This window comes from Micromonospora noduli, assembly GCF_003264475.1.
GTDB lineage: Bacteria > Actinomycetota > Actinomycetes > Mycobacteriales > Micromonosporaceae > Micromonospora > Micromonospora noduli.
Window position 1 is genome coordinate 414758 of record NZ_PYAC01000042.1, and the last position, 25122, is coordinate 439879.

The 25122-nt window shown below is 71.2% G+C and carries 23 protein-coding genes; 6 read left to right on the forward strand and 17 right to left on the reverse strand.

Annotated elements, in window-relative coordinates; genetic code table 11:
• Nucleotides 1-72: 72 nt before the first annotated feature.
• Nucleotides 73-1032 carry a 2,3,4,5-tetrahydropyridine-2,6-dicarboxylate N-succinyltransferase gene (gene dapD, locus MED15_RS30895; protein WP_112604946.1) on the forward strand — a complete coding sequence of 320 codons (960 nt, stop codon included), beginning with the start codon at nt 73-75 and terminating at the stop codon, nt 1030-1032.
• Nucleotides 1033-1083: 51 nt separating this feature from the next.
• Here the strand turns inward: dapD and MED15_RS30900 are convergent, their stop codons facing one another.
• Entirely contained in the window at nt 1084-4503 is a 3420-nt protein-coding gene (locus tag MED15_RS30900) for a S8 family serine peptidase (RefSeq protein ID WP_112737610.1), read from the reverse strand.
• A gap of 76 nt (nt 4504-4579) precedes the next feature.
• On the opposite strand from MED15_RS30900, the gene MED15_RS30905 reads away from it, so the two are divergent.
• Nucleotides 4580-5137 carry a sugar O-acetyltransferase gene (locus tag MED15_RS30905; protein WP_112583797.1) on the forward strand — a complete coding sequence of 186 codons (558 nt, stop codon included), beginning with the start codon at nt 4580-4582 and terminating at the stop codon, nt 5135-5137.
• Here MED15_RS30905 and MED15_RS30910 read toward each other — a convergent pair.
• From MED15_RS30910 to fdxA, 5 genes are read right to left on the reverse strand one after another with little or no spacing between them, the layout of a single operon-like run.
• Complete coding sequence (locus tag MED15_RS30910; protein ID WP_112737612.1) at nt 5134-5781, reverse strand: nucleoside/nucleotide kinase family protein; 648 nt, start codon at nt 5779-5781, stop codon at nt 5134-5136. The genes MED15_RS30905 and MED15_RS30910 overlap by 4 nt on opposite strands.
• Nucleotides 5781-6431: an SIMPL domain-containing protein gene (locus MED15_RS30915; RefSeq protein WP_112698537.1), complete on the reverse strand. Its 651-nt coding sequence runs from the start codon at nt 6429-6431 to the stop codon at nt 5781-5783. Before MED15_RS30915 ends, MED15_RS30910 begins: the two co-directional genes overlap by 1 nt.
• A gap of 9 nt (nt 6432-6440) precedes the next feature.
• Nucleotides 6441-7460, reverse strand: a complete 1020-nt coding sequence (locus MED15_RS30920; protein ID WP_112737614.1) for a prephenate dehydrogenase — start codon at nt 7458-7460, stop codon at nt 6441-6443.
• 22 nt (nt 7461-7482) lie between these two features.
• A complete protein-coding gene (dapC, locus tag MED15_RS30925; RefSeq protein WP_279636265.1) occupies nt 7483-8586 on the reverse strand; it encodes a succinyldiaminopimelate transaminase in 1104 nt (367 codons plus the stop codon).
• Nucleotides 8583-8909: a ferredoxin gene (gene fdxA, locus MED15_RS30930; RefSeq protein WP_030490464.1), complete on the reverse strand. Its 327-nt coding sequence runs from the start codon at nt 8907-8909 to the stop codon at nt 8583-8585. The genes dapC and fdxA overlap by 4 nt, the downstream gene beginning before the upstream one ends.
• Nucleotides 8910-8988: 79 nt before the next feature.
• Here fdxA and MED15_RS30935 point away from each other — a divergent pair, with 79 nt between their 5' ends.
• Nucleotides 8989-9960, forward strand: a complete 972-nt coding sequence (locus MED15_RS30935) for a GNAT family N-acetyltransferase (RefSeq protein ID WP_112737618.1) — start codon at nt 8989-8991, stop codon at nt 9958-9960.
• Nucleotides 9961-10205: 245 nt separating this feature from the next.
• On the opposite strand, the gene MED15_RS30940 is transcribed toward MED15_RS30935, so the two are convergent.
• The 3 genes from MED15_RS30940 to mshB form a co-directional block, all read right to left on the reverse strand.
• The gene (locus tag MED15_RS30940) at nt 10206-10670 is read right to left on the reverse strand and encodes a hypothetical protein (RefSeq protein ID WP_112583719.1); all 465 of its coding nucleotides are present in this window, start codon (nt 10668-10670) and stop codon (nt 10206-10208) included.
• A gap of 115 nt (nt 10671-10785) precedes the next feature.
• Complete coding sequence (locus MED15_RS30945; RefSeq protein WP_112698565.1) at nt 10786-11223, reverse strand: hypothetical protein; 438 nt, start codon at nt 11221-11223, stop codon at nt 10786-10788.
• Nucleotides 11224-11240: 17 nt separating this feature from the next.
• On the reverse strand, nt 11241-12167 hold the full coding sequence (gene mshB / locus MED15_RS30950; RefSeq protein WP_112737620.1) for an N-acetyl-1-D-myo-inositol-2-amino-2-deoxy-alpha-D-glucopyranoside deacetylase: 927 nt from the start codon (nt 12165-12167) through the stop codon (nt 11241-11243).
• Nucleotides 12168-12254: 87 nt separating this feature from the next.
• Here mshB and MED15_RS30955 point away from each other — a divergent pair, with 87 nt between their 5' ends.
• A complete protein-coding gene (locus tag MED15_RS30955) occupies nt 12255-14399 on the forward strand; it encodes a S9 family peptidase (protein WP_112737622.1) in 2145 nt (714 codons plus the stop codon).
• A gap of 9 nt (nt 14400-14408) precedes the next feature.
• Here the strand turns inward: MED15_RS30955 and MED15_RS30960 are convergent, their stop codons facing one another.
• Both MED15_RS30960 and MED15_RS30965 read right to left on the reverse strand, forming a co-directional pair.
• On the reverse strand, nt 14409-14792 hold the full coding sequence (locus MED15_RS30960; protein ID WP_225855342.1) for a nuclear transport factor 2 family protein: 384 nt from the start codon (nt 14790-14792) through the stop codon (nt 14409-14411).
• Between the two features lie 144 nt (nt 14793-14936).
• A complete protein-coding gene (locus MED15_RS30965) occupies nt 14937-15335 on the reverse strand; it encodes a winged helix-turn-helix transcriptional regulator (protein ID WP_112604971.1) in 399 nt (132 codons plus the stop codon).
• Nucleotides 15336-15439: 104 nt separating this feature from the next.
• Between MED15_RS30965 and MED15_RS30970 the strand changes: the two genes are divergently transcribed.
• Together MED15_RS30970 and MED15_RS30975 are read left to right on the forward strand one after the other, a co-directional pair.
• Nucleotides 15440-16342 carry an NADP-dependent oxidoreductase gene (locus MED15_RS30970; protein WP_112737626.1) on the forward strand — a complete coding sequence of 301 codons (903 nt, stop codon included), beginning with the start codon at nt 15440-15442 and terminating at the stop codon, nt 16340-16342.
• Nucleotides 16343-16409: 67 nt separating this feature from the next.
• Nucleotides 16410-17402 carry a MerR family transcriptional regulator gene (locus MED15_RS30975; RefSeq protein ID WP_112583799.1) on the forward strand — a complete coding sequence of 331 codons (993 nt, stop codon included), beginning with the start codon at nt 16410-16412 and terminating at the stop codon, nt 17400-17402.
• A gap of 243 nt (nt 17403-17645) precedes the next feature.
• Here the strand turns inward: MED15_RS30975 and pip are convergent, their stop codons facing one another.
• From pip to MED15_RS31005, 6 genes are all read right to left on the reverse strand, one after another.
• Nucleotides 17646-18602: a prolyl aminopeptidase gene (pip, locus tag MED15_RS30980; RefSeq protein ID WP_112725327.1), complete on the reverse strand. Its 957-nt coding sequence runs from the start codon at nt 18600-18602 to the stop codon at nt 17646-17648.
• 63 nt (nt 18603-18665) lie between these two features.
• Nucleotides 18666-20408 carry an ABC transporter substrate-binding protein gene (locus MED15_RS30985; protein WP_112698529.1) on the reverse strand — a complete coding sequence of 581 codons (1743 nt, stop codon included), beginning with the start codon at nt 20406-20408 and terminating at the stop codon, nt 18666-18668.
• A 156-nt stretch (nt 20409-20564) separates the two neighbouring features.
• On the reverse strand, nt 20565-21551 hold the full coding sequence (locus MED15_RS30990; RefSeq protein ID WP_112604983.1) for an ABC transporter permease: 987 nt from the start codon (nt 21549-21551) through the stop codon (nt 20565-20567).
• Nucleotides 21552-21562: 11 nt separating this feature from the next.
• Nucleotides 21563-22570 (reverse strand): ABC transporter permease, encoded by a 1008-nt coding sequence (locus MED15_RS30995; RefSeq protein ID WP_112583727.1) that lies wholly within the window; start codon nt 22568-22570, stop codon nt 21563-21565.
• Nucleotides 22567-23628, reverse strand: coding sequence for an ABC transporter ATP-binding protein (locus MED15_RS31000; RefSeq protein WP_112725325.1), 1062 nt, complete (start codon nt 23626-23628; stop codon nt 22567-22569). Before MED15_RS31000 ends, MED15_RS30995 begins: the two co-directional genes overlap by 4 nt.
• Nucleotides 23625-24689 carry an ABC transporter ATP-binding protein gene (locus MED15_RS31005; protein WP_167457770.1) on the reverse strand — a complete coding sequence of 355 codons (1065 nt, stop codon included), beginning with the start codon at nt 24687-24689 and terminating at the stop codon, nt 23625-23627. The genes MED15_RS31000 and MED15_RS31005 overlap by 4 nt, the downstream gene beginning before the upstream one ends.
• Nucleotides 24690-25122 lie beyond the last annotated feature (433 nt).

A 25122-nucleotide genomic window follows, 5' to 3' on the forward strand; every position in this document is an offset into this window, starting at 1 on the left:
CACGGTACCTTCAGGTCTGTCAGCGCGAGGAGCGAGCCGAGGTCAGCCCGGCCGTGACCGAGAGGTGTAACAGTGACGTCCGCAGATTCCGCCTGGGGCATCGGCCTGGCTACGGTCACCGCAGACGAGCAGGTGCTCGATACCTGGTACCCGACCGGCAAGCTGGGCCTGGGCGAGCTGCCGCTGGTCGCCGGCGAGGACAAGGCGGACGTGCTCGACCTGCCACCCGCCGCGCTCGGTGACCGGGCCCTGCCCGGTCTGCGTACCGTGCAGGTGGTCACAGTGATCGGCTCGCTGGACGACCCGATCAAGGACGCGTCCGACGCGTACCTCCGGTTGCACCTGCTCTCGCACCGCCTGGTCCGACCCAACCAGCTCAACCTGGACGGCATCTTCGGCAAGCTGGCCAACGTGGCCTGGACGTCCGCCGGGCCGTGCCCCCCGGAGCGGGTGGATGAGCTGCGGGTGATCGAGCGGGCCGCCGGCCGGCACCTGTCGGTGTACGGGGTCGACAAGTTCCCCCGGATGACCGACTACGTGGTGCCCTCGGGTGTACGGATCGCCGACGCCGACCGGGTCCGCCTCGGCGCCCACCTGGCCGCCGGCACCACTGTGATGCACGAGGGCTTCGTGAACTTCAACGCCGGCACCGTTGGCACCTCGATGGTCGAGGGGCGGATCGTGCAGGGCGTGCTGGTCGGCGACGGCTCCGACATCGGCGGCGGGGCCTCCATCATGGGCACCCTTTCCGGCGGCGGCACCGACAAGATCAGCATCGGTGAGCGGAGTCTGGTCGGCGCGAACGCCGGCGTCGGGATCTCGCTCGGCGACGACTGCGTGGTCGAGGCCGGTTGCTACATCACCGCCGCGTCGAAGATCACGCTCCCCGATGGCCGGGTGGTCAAGGCCCGGGAGCTGTCCGGCGTCGACGGCCTGCTGTTCTGGCGCAACTCGGTCACCGGCGGGCTGGAGGCCCGGCCGCGCACCGGCCGGGGCATCGAGCTGAACGCCGCCCTGCACGCCAACGACTGACGGACCCGCCGGGTCCGCGGCGCTCGGCCGCGGACCCGGACGGGGTACGCCTCAGCGCAACCGGTACGCCTGGATGATCCGTTGGGTCACCGTGTTGCCGGCGGTGTCCCGGGCGGTGGCCCGCAGCGACACGTAGCCGGTGCCGGCCGGATGCCGCAACAGGGCCGCCCAGCCGTCAGCCGAGGTGCGGACCAGCTTCGCCTTGCCCCAGGTCTTCCCGCCGTCGTACGAGACGTCGACAGCGAGCTTCTCCACCCGGGTCGCCGGTGCGCCGGGCTGCCGCTGCACCCGTACCGGCACAACAAAGCCCTGACCGGCCGGAGCGCTGTTGTCGACCCGCAGCGGCGGTGCGAAGCGCACCGCCGACAGGGGCAGCCGGGCCGGCGTCTCACCGGCGACGTGCCTCGATCGGAAGGTCCAGGTGGATTCGACCTCGGTGCTCAGGTCGGTGAAGCTGCGCTTCGCCGACGTGACGAGCCGGTAGTCCGCCGCGCCCGGTGGCACTGTGAACTCTCCGGAGCCGGCGTACTCGCTCTCGCCGACCAGCTTGCCGTTGCGCCAGAGTTTGGTGTGCTCGCTGTCGGTCAGCGAGGCGCCCGGGTGCCCGGCTGCGTCGCTGAACATCGGCACGCCGACCACTATGGTGTCGCCGACACGGCTGACGCTCTGTTCCGGCCAGCGCGGTTTCGGGAAGGACGGTGCGTACGGAGCCTGGTTCCAGAGCTCCTGGACCGTCCGCCCGGCCCGGTACGCGGTGGGGACGGAGAAGAGCGCCGCCTTCGGGCTCAACCAGCCGTCCTCGTCCACCGTTCCGAAGTAGATATCGGATTCCCACTTCACGCCCTTGGTGTTGTAGTACTCCACCCGCTGGCCGGGCACGACGGTGGGCAGGACCATGGCGGAACCGCCCACGTTGTACTCCAGCTCGGGGAACACGATCCGCTCGGCCGTCATGCCCGGGTAGCCACCGCGGAACCGGTGCACGACGGTGGCCAGGTCCCGTCGGGCGTAGTCGCGCACGAACCCGGTGGGCATCCGGCCGGGGATCGCCTCGGCCAACGCGTACAGGTACGGGCTGTTGGCCGCTTCCGGCGTGGTCCACTGGCTGCTGACGGTGGCGACGAACTTGTCGGCGGAGACCGGCTTGCCGATCTGACCGCTGCTCAGGCCGGTGAACGTCTCCGCCCAGAGCCCGATTCCGTACCCACTTCCGTCGTCGGCGGTGAAGTTGCCGCTGAGGTCGATCAGTTGCGGGACGGCTGTCCGGTCCGGAACTGTCGACCGCACCGGCTTGGCCCGGCGGGCGTCCACGACGATCCGGGTGTCCCGCTCGACGGTCAACTCGGGCTGCATCAACAGGGACATCCCGGGCTGCTCATCCTCCGGGCCAGGCTCGAAGACGAGGCCACTCAGGCCGTAGTGCCCCTTGGGCACCCGCACGGTGGCCACCCCGTCGGAACTGACGAGGTCCCAGGAGCCGTAGGTGTCCATCCCGACCAGGAGCGTCCAGTGGTCCGCGGTGCGCGCGCCGGCGCGGTTGAGGTGCTCCACTGTGAGCGTGTAGCTCTCCACCTCCCGGTTCACGGCCAGCGGCGTGACAGCGACCGCCGCCCCGGATCGGGCCACGATCCGCCCGGTCCAGTAACCGTCGGCGTCGCCGAGCCGGGTGTCAGTGGTGACTGTCGTGGCGGCCGTGCCGCCCGCCGGCACGGTGAGTTGGCTGACGCCCAGGACGAACAGGCCGGCCGGCAGCGCCCGACCGCCGGGGCCGGCGCCCTCGATGCTGAGGTCCACCGTGACCGGGGCCGGACCGTCGTTGCGCCAGGTCACCGTACGGGTGATCGGGGCGTCGTCACTGTGCGGCCAGAGCGTACGCCCGAACGAGACGCTGACCGGGTCGGAAGTGAGCTGCTGGGTGATCGCGTGTGCGACGTCGACCCGCCCGGCGCCCTGCTGGTAGGCGGTCTGGTCCGGGTGCGGCTTGGCGGCGGCCATCAGGGTGGCCTTGAGCCGGTCGGCCCGCCATCCGGGGTGCTGCTGGGCCAGCAGCGCGGCCGACCCGGCCACGTGCGGGGTGGCCATCGAGGTGCCGGAGAGCGTGACGTAGCGGTCCCCTACCGGGTCGCCGATGACGCCGGTGGCGGACCGTGCGGCGACGATGTCGACGCCGGGCGCGGTGATGTCCGGCTTCAGCGCGTCGTCGCCGACGCGGGGGCCCCGGCTGGAGAAGTCGGCCAGTTCGTCGTCGCGGTCGACAGCGCCCACGGCGAGCCCGGCGTCGGCGCTGGCCGGGGAGCCGACCGAGCCGTCCGAGCCGTCGTTGCCGGCGGCGAGGACGAACAGCGTGCCGGTCTGCGCGGTCAGGGTCTGCACGGCCTCCTCGACCGGGTCGACCTCCGGGGTGTCCCAGCCACTGAGGCTCATGTTGACCACGGCGGCCTTCTTCTCCACAGCGGCCCACTGCATGCCGGCGAGGATCGCCGAGTCGGTGCAGCCGGCGTCCTCACAGACCTTGCCGTCCAGCAGCGTCGCGTCCGGCGCCACACCCCGGTACTTGCCGCCGGAGGCCGCGCCGGTGCCCGCGATGGTCGAGGCCACGTGGGTGCCGTGGCCGACCGTGTCCCGAGCGTCGGCGACCTCGGTGAAGTTGCGCGCCTCGGCCACCTTGCCGGCCAGGTCCGGGTGGGTGGCGTCGACGCCGGTGTCCAGCACCGCGACGGACACGCCCGTACCGGTGAACCCGGCCGCCCAGGCGGTGGGCGCGCCGATCTGCGGCACGCTGTGGTCGAGGGTCACCCTTCGACGGCCGTCCAGCCAGATCCGCTCGACGCCCCCCGCCGCGTCGAGCCTGGCCCCAGCGGGACCGGTGGTGACCTTCTCCCAGACCGCGCCGAGGGAGGACTTGTCGCTGTTCAGGGCGGCACCGCGAATCACCGGCAGGTCGCGGGTCAGCCGAGTGCCGGGCAGAGCGGCCGGGGCACGCCGGGCGTTGCCCGTTGAGCCGTACGACGCCAGCAGCGGCAGGGTGTTGCGGTGGGCGTCGTCGTAACCTGCCTCGACCAGCCCGGTGACGTCGAAGAGTCGCCGGTCCACCCGGCCGGAGCGCAGCAACGGCACCGCGTCCGTCGGCGTCACGGTGAGGCGGCCGCGCTCACGCTGGACCAGGAACTGCACGTCCTCGCGGCCGGCACCCGGCCGGACCGAGGCGCCGGACGCGGTGACGGTGACCCGGTCACCGGTGATCAGCGTGACAGTGGTCGAGCGGTTGGCGGTGGGTCCACCCGAAGTGGACTGTGGGCCGGTGCTGCCCGGTGGGGCGGGCACGGCGGCTGTGGCTGAGGCGGGAGCCGGCGCGGAGAGCGCCAGCGCGAACACGAGGCCGAGGGCGACCAATCTTCTTCCCTGGTGCAACGGATCCTCCTGGTCAAGCGTCTTGATGGATGGAGTCACATTGACAACCCAGAATTGCATACCGAGTATGCAAAATGAAGGCCAAAAAATGACGGACCGGCCACGAGCCGACAAACCGGGCCGGCATGATCGGGCGGTGACCTCCATGAAGGACAAGATGCTCGCCGGCGAGCCATACATCGCCGACGATCCCGACATCATCGCCGATCTGGACCGGGCCGCCCGGCTGATGGAGCGATTCAACACCAGTCCTGCGGCCGATCCGCAGGCCCGGATCGCGGCACTGCGTGAACTCCTCGGCGAACTGGGCGAGGACACCTGGATCCGACCACCGTTCTACTGCGACTACGGCTGGCAGATCCGGATCGGCCCACGCAGCTTCGTCAACTACAACGCGGTCTTCCTCGACGTCGCTCGGATCACCCTCGGCGCGGACGTCCAGGTCGGCCCGAACGTGCAGCTACTCACCCCGACGCACCCGGTCGAGCCCGGCCCGCGCCGGGACAAGTGGGAGGCGGCCAAGCCGATCACCATTGGCGACAACGTGTGGCTCGGTGGTGGCGCGATCGTGCTGGCCGGCGTGACGATCGGCGCGGACACCGTCGTCGGTGCGGGCGCGGTGGTCACCCGGGACCTGCCCGCCAACGTGGTGGCAGTCGGCAACCCGGCCCGGCCGGTCCGCGAACTCGGCTAGACCGTCGGTGGATCCGACAGGCGGACGACCAGGTCGGCCCGGTCGGCGGTGGGGGTGATCAGTGCGGCGTTCGACTCGTCGCTGCCCAGCGCCCACGCCCGGGCCTGCTCCGGAGACCGACCGAACGCCTCGTGCCGGGCGGTCAGCCGGCGGTGCCGCACCTCGGCGTCCAGATCGAGAAACCACGCCTCGTGCAGCAGCGATCGGATCTCCTGCCAGGGGAAATCCGGCAACAGCAGGTAGTTGCCCTCGGTCACCACCAGCCGGACCGACGGCGGCACCTCGATCGCGCCGGCCACCGGCTCCTCCAGCTCCCGGCGAAACTCCGGCGCGTAGACCGACGTCGGCTCCAGCCGGTGCAGCCGGCGCAGCAGCGAGACGTACCCGTTGGCGTCGAAGGTGTCCACGGCGCCCTTGCGGTCGGCGCGGCCCAGGCGAACCAGTTGCGACTGCGCCAGGTGGAAGCCGTCCATCGGGACCAGGCAGGCGGCCGGCCCGATCTCGGCGACGATCCGCTCCGCCAGGGTGGACTTCCCGGCGCCCGGTGCGCCGGCGATGCCGAGCAGTTGCCGCGGGCCGGCCTCGGCGAGCACCAACGCCCGCGCCACCAACTCGTCGGCGGACAGCACCCGGGCCTGCGGCATCAGCCCAGGACCGGGTCGCTGATGGTGAACCGCGCCTGCACCGCCGCCTGCACAGTCTGCGGCTGCGGGTCCAGCTCAAGCTCCGGCGGACCACCGCCCGCGCCACCACCCCCGCCGAAGGCCGCACGGGCGAACATCGGCCGGTCGGCGGGGCCCGCATCGGCCAGCTCGATCAACGAGGTGACCCGGGCGCCCAGCGCCTCCGCGTACTCCCGGGCCCGCAGCAGCGCGTCGCTGATCGCGGCGTGCCGGGCCGCACGATGGGCGGGGCTGTCCGGACGAAGCTCCCACCACGGGCCGGCCACCTCGACCTGGTCCTGGTCGGCGAGCCGGAGCATCAGCTCACCCAGCGCGGTGAAGTCGGTGACAGTGACGGTGGTGGTGACACTGCCGTGCCAGGCGACCACCCGCTCACCCGAGCGCCGGGTCTCCGGCCGCACCCGCAGGTCGCCGGTCTCCCGCCGCGCCACCGCCGGCCCGGAGCCGTCCAGCAGCACCCGCACCGCCGCGGCCCGCTCGGCCAACCGGGTCAGCGTCGCCTCCCGGTCCCGATCGCGGGCTGTCGCGGTGACCGCGAACCGGGCCAGCTCGGGCGGCACCTCCCGGTACGCCTCGCCGCGCACCTGCACCACCGGACCGTCCACCGCCATGCCCTCAGCCTAGTCAGCGACGGGGCGCCGCGCCGCGTAGGAGACAGTGTCCGCGTCGACGTGCAGGCCGGTCAGGTAGCCGCCGGCCACCCCCAGCTCGCGCAACCAGGACACTTCTGCGGCGTGGTCACCACCGGCCGGGAACTGCCGGTCGTACGCGTCGAACCGCCGGTCGCGCAGCGCCACGCGAGAGGCCCGCGCCTCGTCGTAGCGTGCGGTGAGCGCCGGGGCGTCATCGGCGCGCAGCGCGGCGGTCAGGTCGTCCAGGAACGCGGTGACCTCGCCCAGCTCACGCAGCACCCGGTCCCGGTTGCCGAGCAGCATGTTGGCGGTCCGATCGGCCGGGGTTCCGGCGACCCGGGTGCCGTCGGAGAAGCTGCCGGCGGCGAGCGCGAGGATCGCGTCGCGCAGCGGTGCGCGTTGCACGGCGCCGGCCAGCGCGCCGGCGAGCAGGTGCGGCACGTGTGAGGCGAGCGCGGCAGCCGAGTCGTGCTCCGTGGCCGACATCGGCACCACCCGGGCCTCGAACACCTCCACCAGCAGCTCGGCCAGCCAACGGAACGCGGTGGTGGCCGGCCCGGGCGCCGGACAGAGCACCCAGGCCGCGCCGGTGAGCAGGTCCGGCAGGGCGGCCGTCAAGCCGGCCCGGTCGGTGCCCGCCATCGGGTGGCCGGGCACGAACCGGTGCGTCAGCCCCTGCGCCGCAGCGAACGCCGCCACCTGCTCCTTGGTGCTGCCGACGTCTGTCAGCACACACTGCTCACCGGTCATCGCCGCCACCTCGACCAGCGTCGCCGGCAGGGTGGGCAGCGGCCCGCACAGGAAGACCACGTCCCGGTCGGTCACCGCCTCGACCAGCCGGTCCGGCGCGGGTACGCCCAACCGGCGGGTCTCTCGCCGGGTGGCCTCGTCCGGGTCCCACCCGACCACGTCGATGCCGGCGGCGACCATCCTGAGCAGCACCGAGCCACCGATCAGGCCGGTGCCGACCACCGCCGCCCGTACCCGCGCACCTGGCCTGTCCACCATGCTCGACCGCCCGGAGCCGCGATCAGGCGAGACGTGCCGCGACGCCGGCGATGTGCTCGTCGGACTCGGTGAGGGCGACCCGGACATGCTGCCCGGCCGTCGGGCCGTAGAAGACGCCGGCGGCGACCAGGATGCCGCGTCGGGCCAGCCAGTCGACCGTCTGCCAGCAGTCCTCACCCCTGGTCAGCCAGAGGTACAGGCCAGCCTCGGAGTGCTCGACGGTGAACCCGGCACCGGTGAACGCCGCGGCGAGCACCTCCCGCCGGGCGCGGTAACGCTCCCGCTGCTCCTCGGCGTGTCGCTCGTCCCCCAGGGCGGCCACCATGGCCGCCTGCACCGGCGCGGGCACGATCATGCCGGCGTGCTTGCGGACCTTGAGCAGCTCGGCGACGAGCGCCGGGTCGCCGGCGACGAAACCGGCCCGGTAGCCGGCGAGGTTGGACCGCTTGGAGAGCGAGTGCACGGCCAGCACCCCGGCGTAGCTACCCCCGCTGACCTGCGGAGACAACACCGAGACCGGGTCGGCCGACCAGCCCAGGGGCAGGTAGCACTCGTCGCTCGCGACCACCGCGCCACGTTCGCGGGCCCAGTCGACCACCTTGCGCAGGTGCGCCGCGGGCAACACCCGGCCGGTCGGGTTGCCGGGCGAGTTGACCCAGACCAACCGGACCCGCGGGGTCGGCCCGAGCGAGGTGAGCGAGTCGGTACGGACGACGGTGGCGCCGGCCAGCCGGGCCCCATCCTCGTAGGTGGGGTACGCGACCGACGGCACCACCACCACGTCACCCGGGCCGATCCCGAGCAGTGTGGGCAGCCAGGCCACCAGCTCCTTCGAGCCGATGGTCGGCAGCACACCGAGACCGTCGACGCCGGCACCACAGGCTCGGGACACCCACGCCGCGATCGCGGCCCGCAGCGCCGGGGTGCCGGCGGTCAGCGGGTAACCGGGAGCATCGGACGCGTCAGCCAACGCCCGCCGGATCACCTCGGGCACCGGGTCGACCGGCGTACCCATGGAGAGGTTGATCAGGCCCTCCGGATGCGCCGCGGCCAGCGTGGCCGCGGCGTCCAGGGTGTCCCAGGTGAACTCGGGCAGCCGCGACGAGACCGGCGCGGGCCGGTTCAGTGGCCCTCGCCGCGCGGCGGCTGCGCGGCGACGAAGGTGGCGTCCTTCTCCACCTTGCCGACCTTCGAGGCGCCACCGGGCGAGCCCAGGTCCTCGAAGAACTCGTAGTTCGCGCCGGTGTAGTCCTTCCACTGCTCCGGGACGTCGTCCTCGTAGAAGATCGCCTCCACGGGGCAGACGGGCTCACAGGCACCACAGTCGACGCACTCGTCGGGGTGGATGTAGAGCATCCGATTGCCCTCGTAAATGCAGTCGACCGGGCACTCCTCGATGCATGCCTTGTCGAGCACATCTACGCACGGCTCGGCGATGATGTAGGTCACCGGTCTTCTCCTCCGCAAGACTCGCCGCGATCTCCCGCGACGGTAAGAGCCTAGTATCTCGCCGGGGAGGGGGTCGATCGTGCTCCGACAGCAGGATGTGGGACACCGGATCGTGGTCCGCCGGATTGTGGGGATTCGCGAAGGCCGCCCACTATTTTCCGATGCCCTCGGCGAGCTGGTCGAGCTGAGCGAGACTCATCTCACGTTGGCCACCGCTCAGGGGCCGCTTCGGGTCCCGGTGGCGCAGGTCCACCGCGCCAAGCGCGTTCCGCCGACCCGTCGGCCGACCGCCGCGGCGGTCGTGGCGCTGGAGCGGGCCGCCGACGAGGCCTGGCCGGCACCGACCCGGGGCCGACTCGGTGACTGGCTGCTCCGGTCGGCCGAGGGCTGGACCGGGCGCGCCAACTCGGCGCTGCCGATCGGCGACCCGGACCGACCACTGGCCGCCGCGGTCGACGCGGTGGAGCGCTGGTACGCCGAGCGGGGGCAACCCGCGTTGATCAACACGCCGCTGCCCCTCGCCGCACCGGTCGGCGCCGAGCTGGACGCCCGCGGCTGGGGCACCCGCCCCCCGACGCTGGTACAGACCGCACCGCTGCCCCTGCCGGCGTCGACGCCCGCCAGCGGCCAGGCCGACGGGTGGGGCGCTGCGGTCGTCGAGCTGGCCACCGCGCCCAGCGACGAGTGGCTGGGCATCGCCGCCGGCCGCAAGGGCGGCCTGCCGGACGCCGCCCGGCACGTCCTCACCGCCGTGGACCAGGTCCGCTTCGCCCACGTGTACGCCGACGGCGCCCTGGTGGCTGTCGGCCGTGGCACGGTGACCGGCCAGAGGCGCTGGTTGGGCCTCAGCCTGATCGAGGTCCTACCGGCGGCCCGCCGCCAGGGGTTGGCCCGCCGCGTGATCCACGAACTGACCAGCTGGGGCGTGTCGGGTGGCGCGACGCACGCGTTCCTCCAAGTCGAGCAGCGCAACACGGCGGCGGTCGCGCTCTACCAGCGGCTCGGCCTCGTCACCCACCACACCTACCTGACCCGGGTCGCTCCGAACTGACCTCGACCGCCGTCGGGCGCGGCGGCAGCCCGGCGCGGCGGCAGCCCGGCGCTTGATCCACTCGGCTTTCAGGAAGTCGCGGCATCCGGACGCCCGGGACCCCCCGACTTCAAGGATGCCGAGTCGATCAAGCTGCGTTCGGGCGGCCACACAAGCGGCCGCGGGCGGGCGGCCCCGGAGGGGCCGCCCCGGACGGGCGGCCGCGGCGTCCGGCCGCGACGTCCGGCCGGCGAGCTGGGCGGTGATCAGCGGCGGACGACTCGGCGGGGCTTCGCGGCCTTGACCTCGGCGTACCGCTTGAGCTGCTGAGAGCGGTAGTCACGGCCGAGCGCGGTGAGCACCAGGTAGCCGATCAGCAACCCGGCGCCGGTGGCGAGCAGGTAGAGCCAGATCTGGGCGAAGAACGTCGCCGCGCCGCCGGCGAACGGGTTGTGACCGACCAGCAGGGGCCCGACCAGCACGGTCAGCAGCATCGCCACCGGCACCACGAGGGCCATGTCGGCTGCCCAGCCGGCCAGCGGCCGGCGTCGGCCCCAGCGGAAGGCGACCACGGCGAGGATCAGGCCGATCACCGTGAACATCGCCAGCGACACCCGGTCGGCGGCGGTGTCGTCACTGTCAAATCCGAACCGTGTGATCAGTCGGGCGACCACGTTGACCGCGAACAGCGCTGCTACGAGCACCCCGAGGTCACGCCACCGCTTGTCCATCGCCGGACCCTCCTGCCGTACGCCCCGTCGCGGGGTTCGCATCCCTGGCAGGAATATCTACCACCCTTACCTGGGAGACGTCATCAGTCGGCAGCACCCCAAAAGCAGCCGAGCGTCAGTTGCCGAGCAGGGGCGGCTGCGGGGCGAGGATCTGCCGGAAGCCCATCACCGCGAAGGTCATCGCGCCGGCGACGATCATGGCCAGCCCGACCCAGTTGTCGCCGGCCAGCAGGAGGTCGCCCTCGTTGGTCCGGATGGCGGCGACCACCATCAGCGCGAACCACGGCACCGCCGGCAGCGCCACCGCCCAGCGACGGCCGACCGCCTCGTACGCGAACCAGCTCAGCACGATGTTGGCGCCGATGGCGAGGAGCACCGACACGCCGACCAGTTGCCCGCCGACGCGAACCGTGGCGAGCAGCAGCTCCAGTACGCCGGTCAGCACACCGGCGAGGATCACCACGATCGCACCGACCAGCCGGACGCCCAGGTCCAGCAGCCGCGACGGTGGCCCCGCCGGGGGCGGGGCTTCCTGCTCCTCCACGACCGTCATCGGTGCGGCCGGCACTGTCACCGGAGACCCGCCGCCGCGACCGGTGACCGGTCCGGGGCGGTCTCCGCGGGCAGACCGGCGAAGAGGTCGTCCTCCCACCCGTACGGCCCGGTGCCCGGGCCCTTCTCACCGACCGCGAGGGTGAAGAACTCCACGCCCATGAACTCGCCACCGAAGTTGCCGGCGATCGAGTAGAGCCACGAGTTGGCCGGGATCTGGGTGGCGTGCGCCCGCATCGCGGCCTCCTTGGCCGTGTGCTGGTCGGTGCCGTCGATCCGGGCGGCGATCTGGGCGTCCGGGGTGCCGAAGGGCAGGTCGGCGATGTTCTCGATGCCGCCGAACGGGTTGTCGGAGGACTCGGCGAAATGCGTCATGCCGGCCTCCAGGACGCTGAGCGGCATGGCCGTCCAGTAGACCTTGAGCGGGGCGCAGCCCTCGGCGGCGGCCAACTCGACGGCGCGCATGGCCACCCGGTGCGCCTGGATGTGGTCGGGGTGACCGTAGAAGCCGTTCGGGTCGTACGTGACGAGCACCTGCGGGCGTACCTCTCGCATGATCTCCACGAGGTGCCCGGCGGCCTCGTCGAGGTCGGCCTGCCAGAAGGCCCGGGGGTGCTCGTTGGTCGCGAGCCCCATCATCCCGGAGTCACGGTAGCGGCCGGCGCCGCCGAGGAAGCGGTGGTCGCTGACGCCGAGCGCGGCGCACGCGGCGGCCAGTTCGGCCACGCGGTACCCGCCGAGCTGGTCGGCCTCGGCGGCGGCGAGCTGCGCCAGCGCGGGCACATGGATCTCGCCCTCCTCGCCGAGCGTGCAGGTCACCAGCGTGACGTGCGCGCCGTCTGCGGCGTAGTGGGCCATCGTCGAGCCGGTGCCGATCGACTCGTCGTCGGGGTGCGCGTGGACCAGCAGCAGGCGGCGGTCGGGCAGCATCGTCACGACGGTCACTCTAACTGGCGGTTCTTCCCCGGCCGACGCTGACGCGTCCGCCCAGGTAGGCCACATCACCCCCGCTCCCGCTCTACGATTTGGCGTGTGGACTTTCCGGAGCTGGCCGCCCGCACCCGACGGTTCAGCCACGGCGCGCCACGCGCTGTCTCGGTGGCTGAGGACGGCTCCCGGGTGATCTTCCTGCGCTCCGCCGGCCCCGAGGATCCGGCGGACGCGCTCTGGCTGTTGGACGTGGGCACCGGCGAGGAGCGGCTGGTCGCCGATCCGGCGTCCCTGCTGGGCGAGGGCGGAAACGTCCGGTCCCTCTCCCCCGGCGAACGCGCGCTACGCGAGCGGCTGCGGCTCAGCGCCGCCGGCATCGGCTCGTACGCGTTGGACGCGGCCGGCCGGGTTGCGGTGTTCGCGCTGGCCGGGCGGTTGTTCCGGGCCGATCTGGTGCACGGCGACGTGGTGGAGGTGGCGGCCGTCGGCCCGGTGCTTGACCCACGTCCGGACCCGACCGGGCAGCGGTTGTCGTACGTGACGGACGCGGCCGAGGGTGTGCGCCGGGGTGAGCTGCGGGTGATCGACCCCGACGGCACCGACACCCTGCTGGCCGGCGAGGACGCCGGGGTGAGCTGGGGGTTGGCCGAGCACATCGCAGCGGAGGAGTTCGGCCGGTTCCGGGGGTACTGGTGGGCGCCCGACGGCCGCTCGGTGCTCGCCGCCCGGGTCGACGAGTCCCGCCTGGAGCGGTGGCACCTGCACGACCCGGCCGAGCCGGCGAGCCCTCCGACCGCCATCGCGTATCCCCGGGCCGGTGGCCCGAACGCGGAGGTCAGCCTGCACCTGCTGGACCTGGACGACGGCTGGGTCGACGTGCACTGGGACCGGGAAACCTACCCGTACCTGACCGGTGTCAGCTGGGGTGAGGGCAGTCCGTTGATCACCGTGCTGCGCCGCTCGCAGCAGCACGGGCTGGTGCTGGCGGTGGACCCGCGCACGGGTGAGACGCAGGTGCACGCCGAGCTGGCCGACCCGCGCTGGGTCGAGCCGATCGCCGGCACCCCCGCGCACCTTCCGGACGGCCGGGTGCTGGTCGGTGGGGAGCTGGCCCACGACGGGTACGACGCCCGGTGCCTGTTCGCGGACGGCACCCTGCTCACCCCGCCGTCGCTGTACGTACGACGGGTGGTTGGTCGGCTGCCGGCCGCCGCCGGCCCGGCCGACCTGCTGGTGGAGGCGAGCGACGGCGAACCGAGCGAGCGGCACCTGTTCCGGGTCCGCACCACCATCGGCGGCGGGGTGGACGCGCGTCGGCTCACCACCGACTCGGGCTGGTACACCGCCGCTGTGGGCGGGGACGTGCTGGCCGTCGGCGTCGCGTCGCTGGACCACGCCGGGGTGCGCTGGACGGTGCGCCGCGGCGATCAGGAGATCGCCGAGCTGCGCTCGTTCGCCGCCGCCCCGCCGTACTCTCCGTTGCCGCTGCTGGAACGGGTGACCGATCGGCGGCTGCCGGCGGCGGTGCTCTACCCGGACAACCACGTGACGGGCCGGCGGCTGCCGGTGCTGCTGGACATCTACGGCGGCCCGGGGCACCAGGAGGTCGTGGCGGCGCGGGCCGCGTGGCTGGAACGGCAGTGGTGGGCCGACGCCGGGTTCGCGGTGGTCACCATCGACAACCGGGGTACGCCGGGCGTGGCGCCGTCGTTCGAGAAGGCGATCCACCGGCGGGTCGCCGACGTGATCCTGGCCGACCAGATCGACGCGCTCACCGCGCTTGCCGGCAAGCACCCGGACCTGGACCTGGGGCGAGTGGGGGTGCGCGGGTGGTCGTTCGGCGGGTGGCTGGCCGGGTTGGCGGTGCTTCGCCACCCGGAGCTGTTCCGGTGCGGAATCGCCGGCGCCCCGGTGACCGACTGGGCGCTGTACGACACCGCGTACACCGAGCGTTATCTGGGGTTGCCGGAAGACGGCCAGGACATCTACGCGCACCACTCGCTCGTCGAGTTGGCCGCCGAGCCGGTCACCAGCCCGGACCAGGCCCGGCCGTTGCTGCTGGTGCACGGCATGGCTGACGACAACGTGGTGGCCGCGCACACGCTCCGGCTCTCCGCGGCCCTGCTGAGCACCGGCCGGCCGCACGCCGTGCTGCCGCTGACCGGGGCCACCCATCTGGCCGCGAACGGCACCGCCGAGCGGCTGCTCCCCCTGGAACTCGACTTCCTCCGTACCCATTTGCTGTAACGGCCACGATCACCAACGCTCCACGAGGTGTCCCCGGCCCTGCGGCGGATCGTACGACTCGGGCCAGTAGTCGATGATCTTGCTGATCAGCCCATGCTCGGACATCTCCAGCCAGACGCACGCGTCCTGCTGCTCGTCACCGACGCGGACGTCGAGCAGCAGGGCAGCGAGGCGGCCATCGGCGATCACCCGTAGCGGCCGGAGGTGCCAGTCGCCGGGGTACTCGGTGTTGAACCGCAGGAACGCGTTCTTGCCGCGAATGCGCTCCCGAGTCTGCGGCATCTCGTAGATCACATCATCGGTGAGCAGGGCGGCCAACCCGGACCAGTCACGGCGCTCCAGAAGATCAACGTAGGCGTGGGCGGTCTGCCGGGTCGTCGAGGTGTCGTCCACGACGCGGACCCTAGCCGCCGCCAGCGACAATCCGACGAGCCCTCGGCGGGCTCAACACCGGGCGAGACAACATCCCCGGCACATGCTCACGGCCCATGAACGGATTCGTTGCGGCGGACTCGACGTGATCGGCGCCGCCGGTACTCAGGGGCGTGTGTCGTACCGGGTCCGGGCTTCGAAGACGCGGTCCATGTGCGTCTCGGCCCAGTTCTTGATCGCGATCATGACCGGGAACAGCTCATGGCCGAGCGGGGTGAGCTCGTAGTCCACGCGGACCGGTACCGAGGCGGTGACGGTGCGGGTGACCAGACCGTCGCGCTCCAGGGTGCGCAGGGTCTGGGTGAGCATCTTCTGACTGACGCCCGCGATGCGCTGGGCGAGCTCGCCGTGCCGCTGCGGGCCGTTGACCAGCGCCGGGATCACCAGGGCGACCCACTTGTCGGTGAGCCTGCTCAGCAGCTCACGCGTCGGGCACTGTTCCAGAAACGCGTCGTAGTCGCGTTTTGCCTGTTCGCGGCGTTGCGCTGCGGTCGACGTCGCCATTCTTTCCTCCTTGGTGCCCTAGGCACTTTAAGGTACCTACTTTCTCATAGTGCCGAAGATTCGTACGGTCGTGGTGATCACGAAATCCCACGAAGGAGACGGCGATGCGCGCAGTCAGCTACGCAGAGTTCGGAGGGCCGGAGGTCCTGCACGTGGCCGAGGTGCCGGTGCCCGAGCCCGGGCCGGGGCAGGTACGGGTACGGGTCGCCGCGTCGGTTGTCCACCCGGTCGATCTGATGGTCCGCTCCGGTCGGTTCCCGGCTCCGTTGCCGACCGGTCTGCCCTACACGCCCGGTTGGGACGTTGCCGGCAGCGTCGACGCGGTCGGACCGTCGGTCGAGGAGTTCGCGATCGGCGACGAGGTCATCGGCTTCTCGCCGTGGCTGCAAACCACTGTCGGCGCCCACGCGGAGTACGTGGTCCTCGATGCCGCCTGGCTGACCTCCGCGCCCGCCGGCGTCTCCGCCACCGAGGCGGCGACCCTGCCGACCAATGGCCTCGCCGCCGCCCAGGCACTCGACCTGCTCGCGCTCCCGGCGGGTTCGACAGTGCTCGTCACCGGCGCCGCTGGGCAGGTCGGTGGGTTCGTTCTGGCGCTGGCCCGGGCGGCCGGTCTGCACGCCACCGGACTGGCCGGGGCCGACGACCGCGCGTTCGTCGAGTCAATGGGCGCGGCGTTCCTGTCGCGCGACGACGATCCGACGGGAACGTTCGACGCGGTCATCGACCTGGCGGTGATCGGCTCCTCGCTGCTGGACCTCGTTCGGGACGGCGGCGGTTACGTGGCCGCGTCACCCCCGCTTCGCCCGGAGCCGGTGCGGGGAATCCGGACCGTCGCGCTGGAGGTGCTACCGGACGGAACCCGGCTGGGCGAACTGGTCGAACTCGTCACCAGCGGCGACATCCCGCTCCGGGTCGCTGACGTGTACCCCTTCGCCGCCGCGTCGGCCGCCCACGAGCGGCTGGCCCGAGGCGGGGTGCGCGGCGGCGTGGTGATCGTCCCCTGATCCGCCGCCGCGGAAGCTCGATGAGGGGCTTGTATCTCAAGCCGCTCGAGATCGCATAGTGGGCGTCGTGGACAGAAAAGAGCTGTACGCCATCGGGGATGTCGCCCGGCGGACAGGCCTGAGCGTCAGTGCCGTCCGGTACTACGCGGACGCCGGTGTTGTCACGCCGGCCGCCAGCACCCCGGCCGGCCACCGCCTGTACGACGTGTCGGCCATCGCCCGACTGGAACTGGTCCGGACGTTACGGGAACTCGACGCCGGCCTCGACGAGATCCGGCGGGTACTGGCCGGCGAGGCGACGCTGCGCGAGCTGGCCGCCACCCACCTGGCAGTGCTGGAACGGCAGGAGGCACGGCTGCGCAGCCGGCGCGCGGTGCTGTCGGCCATCCTGCGGCAGGACTCCACGGCCGAGCAGGTCACGCTGATGCACAAACTGGTCGGCATGTCGGACGAGGAACGCGACCGGCTGATCGACGAGTTCTGGACCGAGGTCTCCGCCGGCTGGGAGCCGCCGGAGCGGATGGTCGAGTGGTGGCGGGCGGCCCGACCGGAGCTGCCCGAACATCCCACCGCAACCCAGTTGGAGGCGTGGATCGAGCTGGCCGAACTGGTCCGGGACACCGAGGTCCGGCAGGCCGTACGCCGTGACTTGCACGAGGCGTGCACCACCGGGGCCGGGCCGCTGATGACCTCCTCGCCGATGCTGGACGCCCTGGAGGAGGGCGCCACGATCGGCCAGCCCGTGATGGACGCGGCGCGCGAGCAGGTGCCGCCCGACTCGCCCAGAGGCCGGGAGATCGCCGACCAGTGGATCGGGTGGCTGACCGGCATCTTCGCGACGCCGGACAGCCCCGGGATACCGGACACGCCCGAGTTCCGGATCCAGGCCGCCGACCAGATGCGCAAGGGCGCGGAATGGGACCGCACGCCGCCGGAGCAGGAGGGGCCGTTCGACAGGTACATGGAGTTGGTCACCACAGTGAACGACGCCCCGCCCGAACGGTTCCCGTACGAGTGGTTGGCCGACGCACTGCGCGCGTCCGCCGTGCCGGCCTCCTGATTGCCGATCCGCGACCCGGCACGTATGTCCGTGCCGCCGCCATCGCCGAGGCTGGAACGCATGGACAACGTGGTGGAACTCGACGGGGTGCGCGATGAGCCCCACCGGGAGCACACCCTCCAGCGTGCGCCTCGGCTGGCACCCATGTCGATGTGCTGTTGAGCGGTATACCTCAGAGGTATGAATATGACTCTGAGGTATACCGCTCCACACCGAATCTGCCCGGATGGAGGTGACGGACGGTCACCGCCGGCCCTTGAGGAACTGGGTGGTGGCTTCGATGAGCAGACTGCGGGTGCCAGGTTCGGAGCCGCTGTGGCCCGCGTCCTCCACGATGTGGAACTTCGCCTCGGGCCAGGCCCGATGCAGGTCCCAGGCTTGGCTGGGCGGCGTCTTGATGTCGTAACGGCCGTTCACGATGACCGTCGGGATGTGTCGAATGCGGTCGACGCCCGCCAGGAGACCTTCCGGCGGGAGGAAGCCGCCGTTGCTGATGTAGTGGTGTGTGATGCGGGCGAACGCCAGCAGGCTGGTGTCGTCGATCCCGGGCAGCGTCATCGGCAGCAGGGTGTTGGCCGAGAGCTCCCAGCCCATCCAGGCGCGGGCCGCCGGGCCGTGGACCGCGGGGTCGGGGTCGGAGATGCGGCGGCCATACGCGCCGACGAGGTCGTCCTGTTCGGTCACGGGGATCGCAGCACAGAACGCCGCCCACTCGGCGGGGAACAGGTGTGCTGCGCCCGCCGGGGTGAACGCCCACGCCTCGTCTGATTTGCGAACCAGCCACACGCCACGGAGCACGAGTTCGGTGACCCGCTCGGGATGGGCCTGCGCGTAGGCCAGGCCGAGGGTGCTGCCCCAACTGCCGCCGAAGACGAGCCAACGCTCGATTCCCAGGTGCTCGCGTAACCGCTCGATGTCCGCCACCAGGTGCGGGGTGGTGTTGTGTTCCAGTGACGTCTTCGGGTCGCCCGCGAAGGGCCGGCTGCGACCGCAGTTTCGCTGGTCGAACAGCACGATCCGGTAGCCGGACGGGTCGAAGTACCGCCGATTGTCCGGGAGCAGGCCACCGCCGGGACCGCCGTGCAGGAACATCGCGGGTTTGCCTCCGGGGTTCCCGCACAGTTCCCAGTAGAGCTCATTACCGTGGCCGACGCTGAGCATCCCGGAGTCGTACGGCTCGATGGGCGGATACCAATCCATAAACAGCAGGGTCCCCTCCCGACGACGCTGTCGGAAGGGGACCCTTCTGGCTTGCGGTGCGACTTACGGCTTGACGTGCGCGTTCACGAACGACGGGTAGCCGAAGACACTGGAGATGAAGATCCCGCCCGCCTTGGACCCGTGCACGTTGTAGGCCACGTCGACGAAGAGCGGCACCACCGGCGCGTGCTCCTTCATGATCCGCTCGTCGAGCTTGGCCCACTCCGGGCCCTGCTCGGCCGCGGACAGCGCCGAGATGCGGTCCATCTCGGTGTTGATCGCCGGGTCGTTGAAGTAGGCCTGGTTGCTGTTGCCCTCGGCCTTGATGGTGCGGCCGTCGTAGAGCACCGGCAGGATCGACGCCCCGCTCGGCCAGTCCGCCGCCCAGTTACCGATGTACAGGTCCCACGGGTTGTTCTTCTTCTTGATCTCGTCGAGCTTCGCGTCGTCGGAGATGTTCCGCAGCGTGATCTTGAAGCCGGCCCGCTCCAGGTTGGCCTTGAGCTGCGCGCCCTGCTGCTGCTCGGTGGAGTTGTCGGCGACGCCGAGGACAAGCTCCGGCGTCTTCCCGCCGAGCAGCTCCTTGGCCTTGTCGACGTTGCCGTTGGCCCCCGCCGGGTACGCGTCGTACGCCTTGTAGCCGATAGTGGCCGGCGGCATCAGCGTGGTCAGCGGCGCGGCGACGGTCTGCCCGCCCATTGCCTTGATGAAGCCCTCGCGGTCGATGGCGTAGTTCAACGCCTGGCGGACCTTCAGGTCGGTGACCCGCTGATTGTTGATGACCAACTGGTTGGCGCTCGGGGTCGGCGAGAGGATGCTGCGCGACTTGAGCGTGGCGTCCCCGGCCACCTTGGCGACCAGCGAGGCGGGCACTGTGTTGAAGGCGAGCGCGCTCTGGTCGGCGCCGTTGTCGGCGATCACCCGGTTGTTGGCGGCGTCCGCGGTTGGGCCGAAGCTCCAGACGAACTGGTCCGGGTACTGGTGCCGTACCGGGTCGGTCTTCGGGTCCCAGTTGGTGTTGCGGTCCAGGGTGATCTGCACGCCGACCTGGTTCTTGGCAACCTTGTAGGGGCCGGACGAGAACGGCTGCTTGTCCAGGTCGACCCCGGTGTCCTTGTCGGCCGGCAGCGGCGCGGTGGTCGGCAGCGAGACCGCGAACGGCAGGTCACAGCGGGGCTTGGCGAACTCGAAGCGCAGCGTCTTGGCGTCCGGCGTGCTCAGGCCGGGCGGCAGCGACGTCTTGTTCTTCTTGAAGTCCCACTTGGTGTCGAACTGCGCGGTGTCGGCCAGCCACTCCTGGATGTAGGTCGGGCCGCCGGACAGGTCCGGGTCGAAGGAGCGAGCGATGCCGTACGCGATCTCCTTGGAGGTGATCGGCCGGCCGTCCTCGAACTTCACCCCGTCCTTGACGGTGAATTCCCAGACCTTGCAGTCGTTGTTGACGTTCTTGCCCGGCGTCTCGGCCAGGTCGCCCACCAGGACTAGGCCGCCCTTGCCGTCGTCCTTCCAGGTGGTCAGGTAGCGGGCGAAGAGCGGGTTGGCCATCAGACCGGCGAACGAGTACGTCCGCTGCGGGTCGAGGTGGGAGATCGGCGACTCCCGGATGATGGTGAAGGTGCCGCCCTTCGCGGCGCCGCTCACCTCGGCCGCCGGCCCCTGCGAGTCCTTGGGGTCGGTAGCGATGACCCCGGTCTGCTGCCGTTCGGTGTCGACAGTGGTGCCCTCGCCCGTGTTCTTCGAGCACGCACCCAATGCCACAACCAGAGCGATCGCGCCGCCTGCGGCAACCGCCACGCGTGGTCTCATGAAGTACCCCCTTCACCATGTGCCGTGCGGTTTCGTCGGGGCGAGAACCGCCGACGTCCCGAGGATCGTAAGGAAGAAAACCTACGAGTTGTGTAACAGTTGTCGATAAATTTCGCCACCGGCCCAGCCGCCGGTCACAGGCTGGACATCGACAGGTCAGCGCAGCCGCACCCGGGGGTCGATGGCCGCGTAGAGCAGGTCCACCAGTACGTTCGCCAACACCACGAAGACCGCGGCGATCAGCACGGTGGCCATGATGGTGGGCAGATCGCCCGAGCGCACCGCGTCCACCGCCGTACGCCCCAACCCCTGGATGCCGAACGTCGTCTCGGTGATCACCGTCCCGCCCAGCGCCCCGCCCACGTCCAGCCCCGCGATGGTCACCACCGGGGTGATCGCCGCGCGCAGCGCGTGTCGCCCGTACACAGTGGGTTTGGCCAGCCCCTTGGCCCGCGCGGTCCGGACGAAGTCCTCCGACAGCGTCTCCAACATCTGCGCCCGGGACAACCTGGCGTAGATGGCCGAGAAGAGGAAGGCCAGCGCCACCCAGGCCAGCACCAATCCGCTGGCCCACTTCGCCGGGTTGTCGAAGATTGAGGTGTAGCTCGGCACCGGCAACAGCCGCAGGTTGTAGACGAACACCAGCAGCAGCACCGCGCCCACGAAGTACAGCTGCAACGACGCGCCGGTCAGCGAGAATCCGATCGCCAGCCGATCCAGCCAGGTGCCCCGACGCAGCGCGGACACCATGCCGAGCCCCACGCCGAGCAGCAACCAGAGGATGGCCGCCGGGATCACGATGCTCAGCGTCACCGGCAGCACCCGGGCGATGGTGTCCGAGACGGCCTCGTTGGTGACGTACGACCAGCCCAGGCACGGCGCGTCGCACCGGCCGCCCTGGGCGCTGCCCAGGTCCCGACCGGTCACGATGCCCTTCATGTAACCGGCGTACTGGCTGATCAGCGGGTCGTTCAGGCCCAGGTCGTCGCGGACCCGCTCCAGCCGCTCCGGGTTGCAGTTCTTCGAGCAGATGCTGCTGACCGGGTCACGCGGCAGGGCGAAGAACATCAGGAAGGTCAACACGCTCACCGCGAAGAGGGTCAGCGTGGCGGAGAAGAGTCGCTTGAGCAGAAATCGCGCCATGATTTTGACCCCTACCGGGACGACTTCGGGTCGAGCGCGTCCCGCAACGCGTCGCCGAAGAGGTTGAAGGCGAACACCAGCGCGAAGATCGTGATGCCCGGGAAGAACACGTACGCCGGGTCGGTCTGGAGGAAGTCCAGACTGCGGTAGATCATTCGGCCGAAGCTCGGCGTCTCGTCGCTGAGACCGACGCCGATGAACGACAGCGCCGCCTCGCTGGTGATGAACTGCGGCACCGCCAGGGAGAACGACACCAGGATCGGCGCCCAGATGTTCGGCAGCAACTGCCGGAAGAGCATGTGCCCCAGCCCGGCCCCGCTGGCCCTGGCCGCCTCCACGAACTCCCGCTCGCGCAGCGCGATCACCTGCCCGCGGACCAGCCGGGCCGTGCTGGTCCAGCCGAAGATGGCGAAGACGGCGATCAGCACGCCCACCCCGAAGGCGGACGACACCTGCCCCCGCTCGCCGTAGAAGCGCAGCGTGATGGTGGGAGTGAGCGCCAACGCGATGATCAGGAAGGGCATGGCCAGGGTCAGGTCGGTGATCCAGTTGATCACCGCGTCGAGCCAGCCGCCGAGGTAGCCGGCGAGCGCGCCCAGCACGATCCCGATCGTCGCGGTGATCAGGGCCGCTGCGAACGCGATGAACAGCGAGGTCCGCAGCCCGTAGATCAGCCGGATGAAGATGTCCCGGCCCAGCCCCGGCTCCAGACCGAACCAGTGCTCGCCGCTGACCCCGCCGGCGTACCCCAGCGGCATGCCGAAGCCGTCCAGCATGTTCTGAAACTGCTCCCGCGGGCCGATCCCGTAGACCATCTCGATCAGCGGGGCGGCCAACCCCAACAGCAGGAAAAAGACCAGGAGTACGCCGCTGACCACGGCCGTGCGGTCGCGGCGCAGCCGCAGCCAGGCGAGCTGACCGGGCGAGCGACCGACGACGCCCTTGGTCGCGGCTCCGCCCTCGTCGCCACCGGACTCGATCTCGGCCAGCGCGACACCCTCCACCGGGGACAGGCTCACGACGGCACCTCCTCGACGTTCGCTTCGACCCCGCGACCCGCCGGTTCGACGCCGATCGCGGCGGCCTCCGCCACCAGGCCGGCGCCGGCTGGTTCCGGGAAGTGGCACGCGGTGGCCTGGTTGCCGCCGTCGCGCGGCACCAGCGCGGGCTCCTCGGTGGCGCAGACGTCCTGCGCCTTCCAGCAGCGGGTACGGAACCGGCAGCCCGACGGCGGGTCCAACGGGGTGGGCACGTCACCGGTCAGCCGGATCCGACCCGCCGGACCGAGCTGGGTGACGTCCGGGATCGCCGAGAGCAACGCCCGCGTGTACGGGTGCTGCGGGCGCTCGTAGATGTCCGCCCGGTCGCCGATCTCCACGATCCGCCCCAGGTACATGACAGCGACCCGCTGGCAGAAGTGCCGGACCACGGCCAGGTCGTGCGCGATGAACACGAAGGCCAGGCCAAGCTCGCGTTGCAGGTCGCGCAGCAGGTTGACGACCTGCGCCTGGATCGAGACGTCCAGCGCGCTCACCGGCTCGTCCGCGACGATCAGCTTCGGCCGCAGGGCCAACGCGCGGGCGATACCGATGCGCTGGCGCTGACCACCGGAGAACTCGTGCGGGTACCGGTTGTAGTGCTCCGGGTTCAGCCCGACCAGCTCCAGCAACTCCTGCACCCGGGCCTTGATCCCACCCGGCGGCTTGATCCCGTTGACCTGTAGCGGCATCGCCACGATCCGGCCCACTGTGTGCCGGGGGTTCAGCGAGGCGTACGGGTCCTGGAAGATGATCTGGAGTTCCTGGCGCAGCGGGCGCAACTCCCGGCGGCCGGCGTGCGTGATGTCCCGCCCGTCGAACTCGATGCTGCCGCTCGTCGGTTCCAGCAGCCGCACCAGCATCCGACCGGTGGTGGTCTTGCCGCAGCCCGACTCCCCCACCAGGCCGAGCGTCTCGCCGGGGCGCACGTCGAAGTCGAGCCCGTCCACCGCCCGCACCAGACCGGTGGCGCGCAGCCCCTGGCGTACCGGGAAGTGCTTGCTCAGGCCACGTACCCGCAGCAGTGGTTCGTCGGTCATCGGGCCACCCCCACGGATGCGATGTCCTCGGCGTAGAACGTGGCGCGCTCCTCGGCGCTCAGGTGACAGGCGACCAGATGGCCGGCCGAATCGCCCTCCCCCGCCGGGCGCAGCTCGGGGACCTCGGTGCGGGAGCGGCTGCCGGCGCGGTCCGCGTACCGGCAGCGGGGGTGGAACGCGCAGCCCGGCGGCAGGTTGATCAGGCTGGGCGGGTTGCCGGGGATGGGCACCAGGTCCGCGTCCGCGTCGCCGTGCAGCGACGGCACGCTGGAGAGCAGACCCCAGGTGTACGGATGCTGCGGCGCCCGGAGCACCTGCTCGACGCTGCCCCTCTCGACGGCCCGCCCGCCGTACATGACCAGCACGTCGTCGGCGACCTGGCCGACCACGCCGAGGTCGTGGGTGATCAGGATGATCGCGGAGTGGAACTCGGCCTGGAGGTCGGCGAGCAGGTCCAGGATCTGCGCCTGGACGGTGACGTCCAGCGCGGTGGTCGGCTCGTCGGCGATCAGCAGCGCCGGGTCGTTGACCAGGGACATCGCGATCATCGCCCGTTGGCGCATGCCGCCGGAGAACTCGTGCGGATACTGGTCGAATCTGCGCGCCGGCTGCGGGATGCCGACCCGGTCCAGCATGTCGACGGCCCGCTGGCGGGCCTCGCGCCGGTTGGCCTTCGGGTGGTGCACCCGGTACGCCTCGGCGATCTGCCGGCCCACCGTGTAGTACGGGTGCAGCGCCGACAGTGGGTCCTGGAAGATCATCGCCATGTCCCGACCGCGCAGTCGGCGTACCTCCTCGTCGGCGAGGCCGACCACCTGCCGGCCACCCACGGAGATCTCCCCGGTGATGGTGGTCCGCTTCGGGTCGTGCAGGCCGAGAATGGCCAACGAGGTGACGCTCTTGCCGGAGCCGGACTCACCGACGATGCCGAGGGTGCGGCCCCGCTCGACGGCGAACGACACCCCGTCGACCGCGCGCACCACGCCGTCCTCGGTGTCGAACCGGACCCGAAGATCACGCACCCGCAGGTAGGCGTCCTGGTCGGAGCGCTGTGCCGGCACGACGGGGCGGTCGTCCGGTTCGCCGGACGGCGAGGGTTCCGAGCTGTCCACGGCCACCTCCCTCAGTGACGAAGGGAACTTACAGGAAAGTCCCGAGGGTGAAAATAAGCTACAAAGTCGGCACGTGTCAGCGGGCCCGAGCGTAACGAGTCGGCATCGGCCCCGCACCCCCCTCGCCTCGCCATCCACGCCCATTCATGTCGCGCCTCACGCCCGCGCCCCCGCGCCTCACGCACCGCGCCCCGCGCCAGGCGCCCCGCGTCCCGCGCCCCGCGCCCCGCGTCCCGCGCCCCGCGTCCCGCGTCCCGCGTCCCGCGTCCCGCGCCAAGATCTCCGCACCTTCCCTGAAGTTGCTGCCTCCGACGCGCCAGAGACAGCAACATCCCTGATACTGCGCGGATCTTGACGACAGACACCGCCCCCGAGAGCAGGA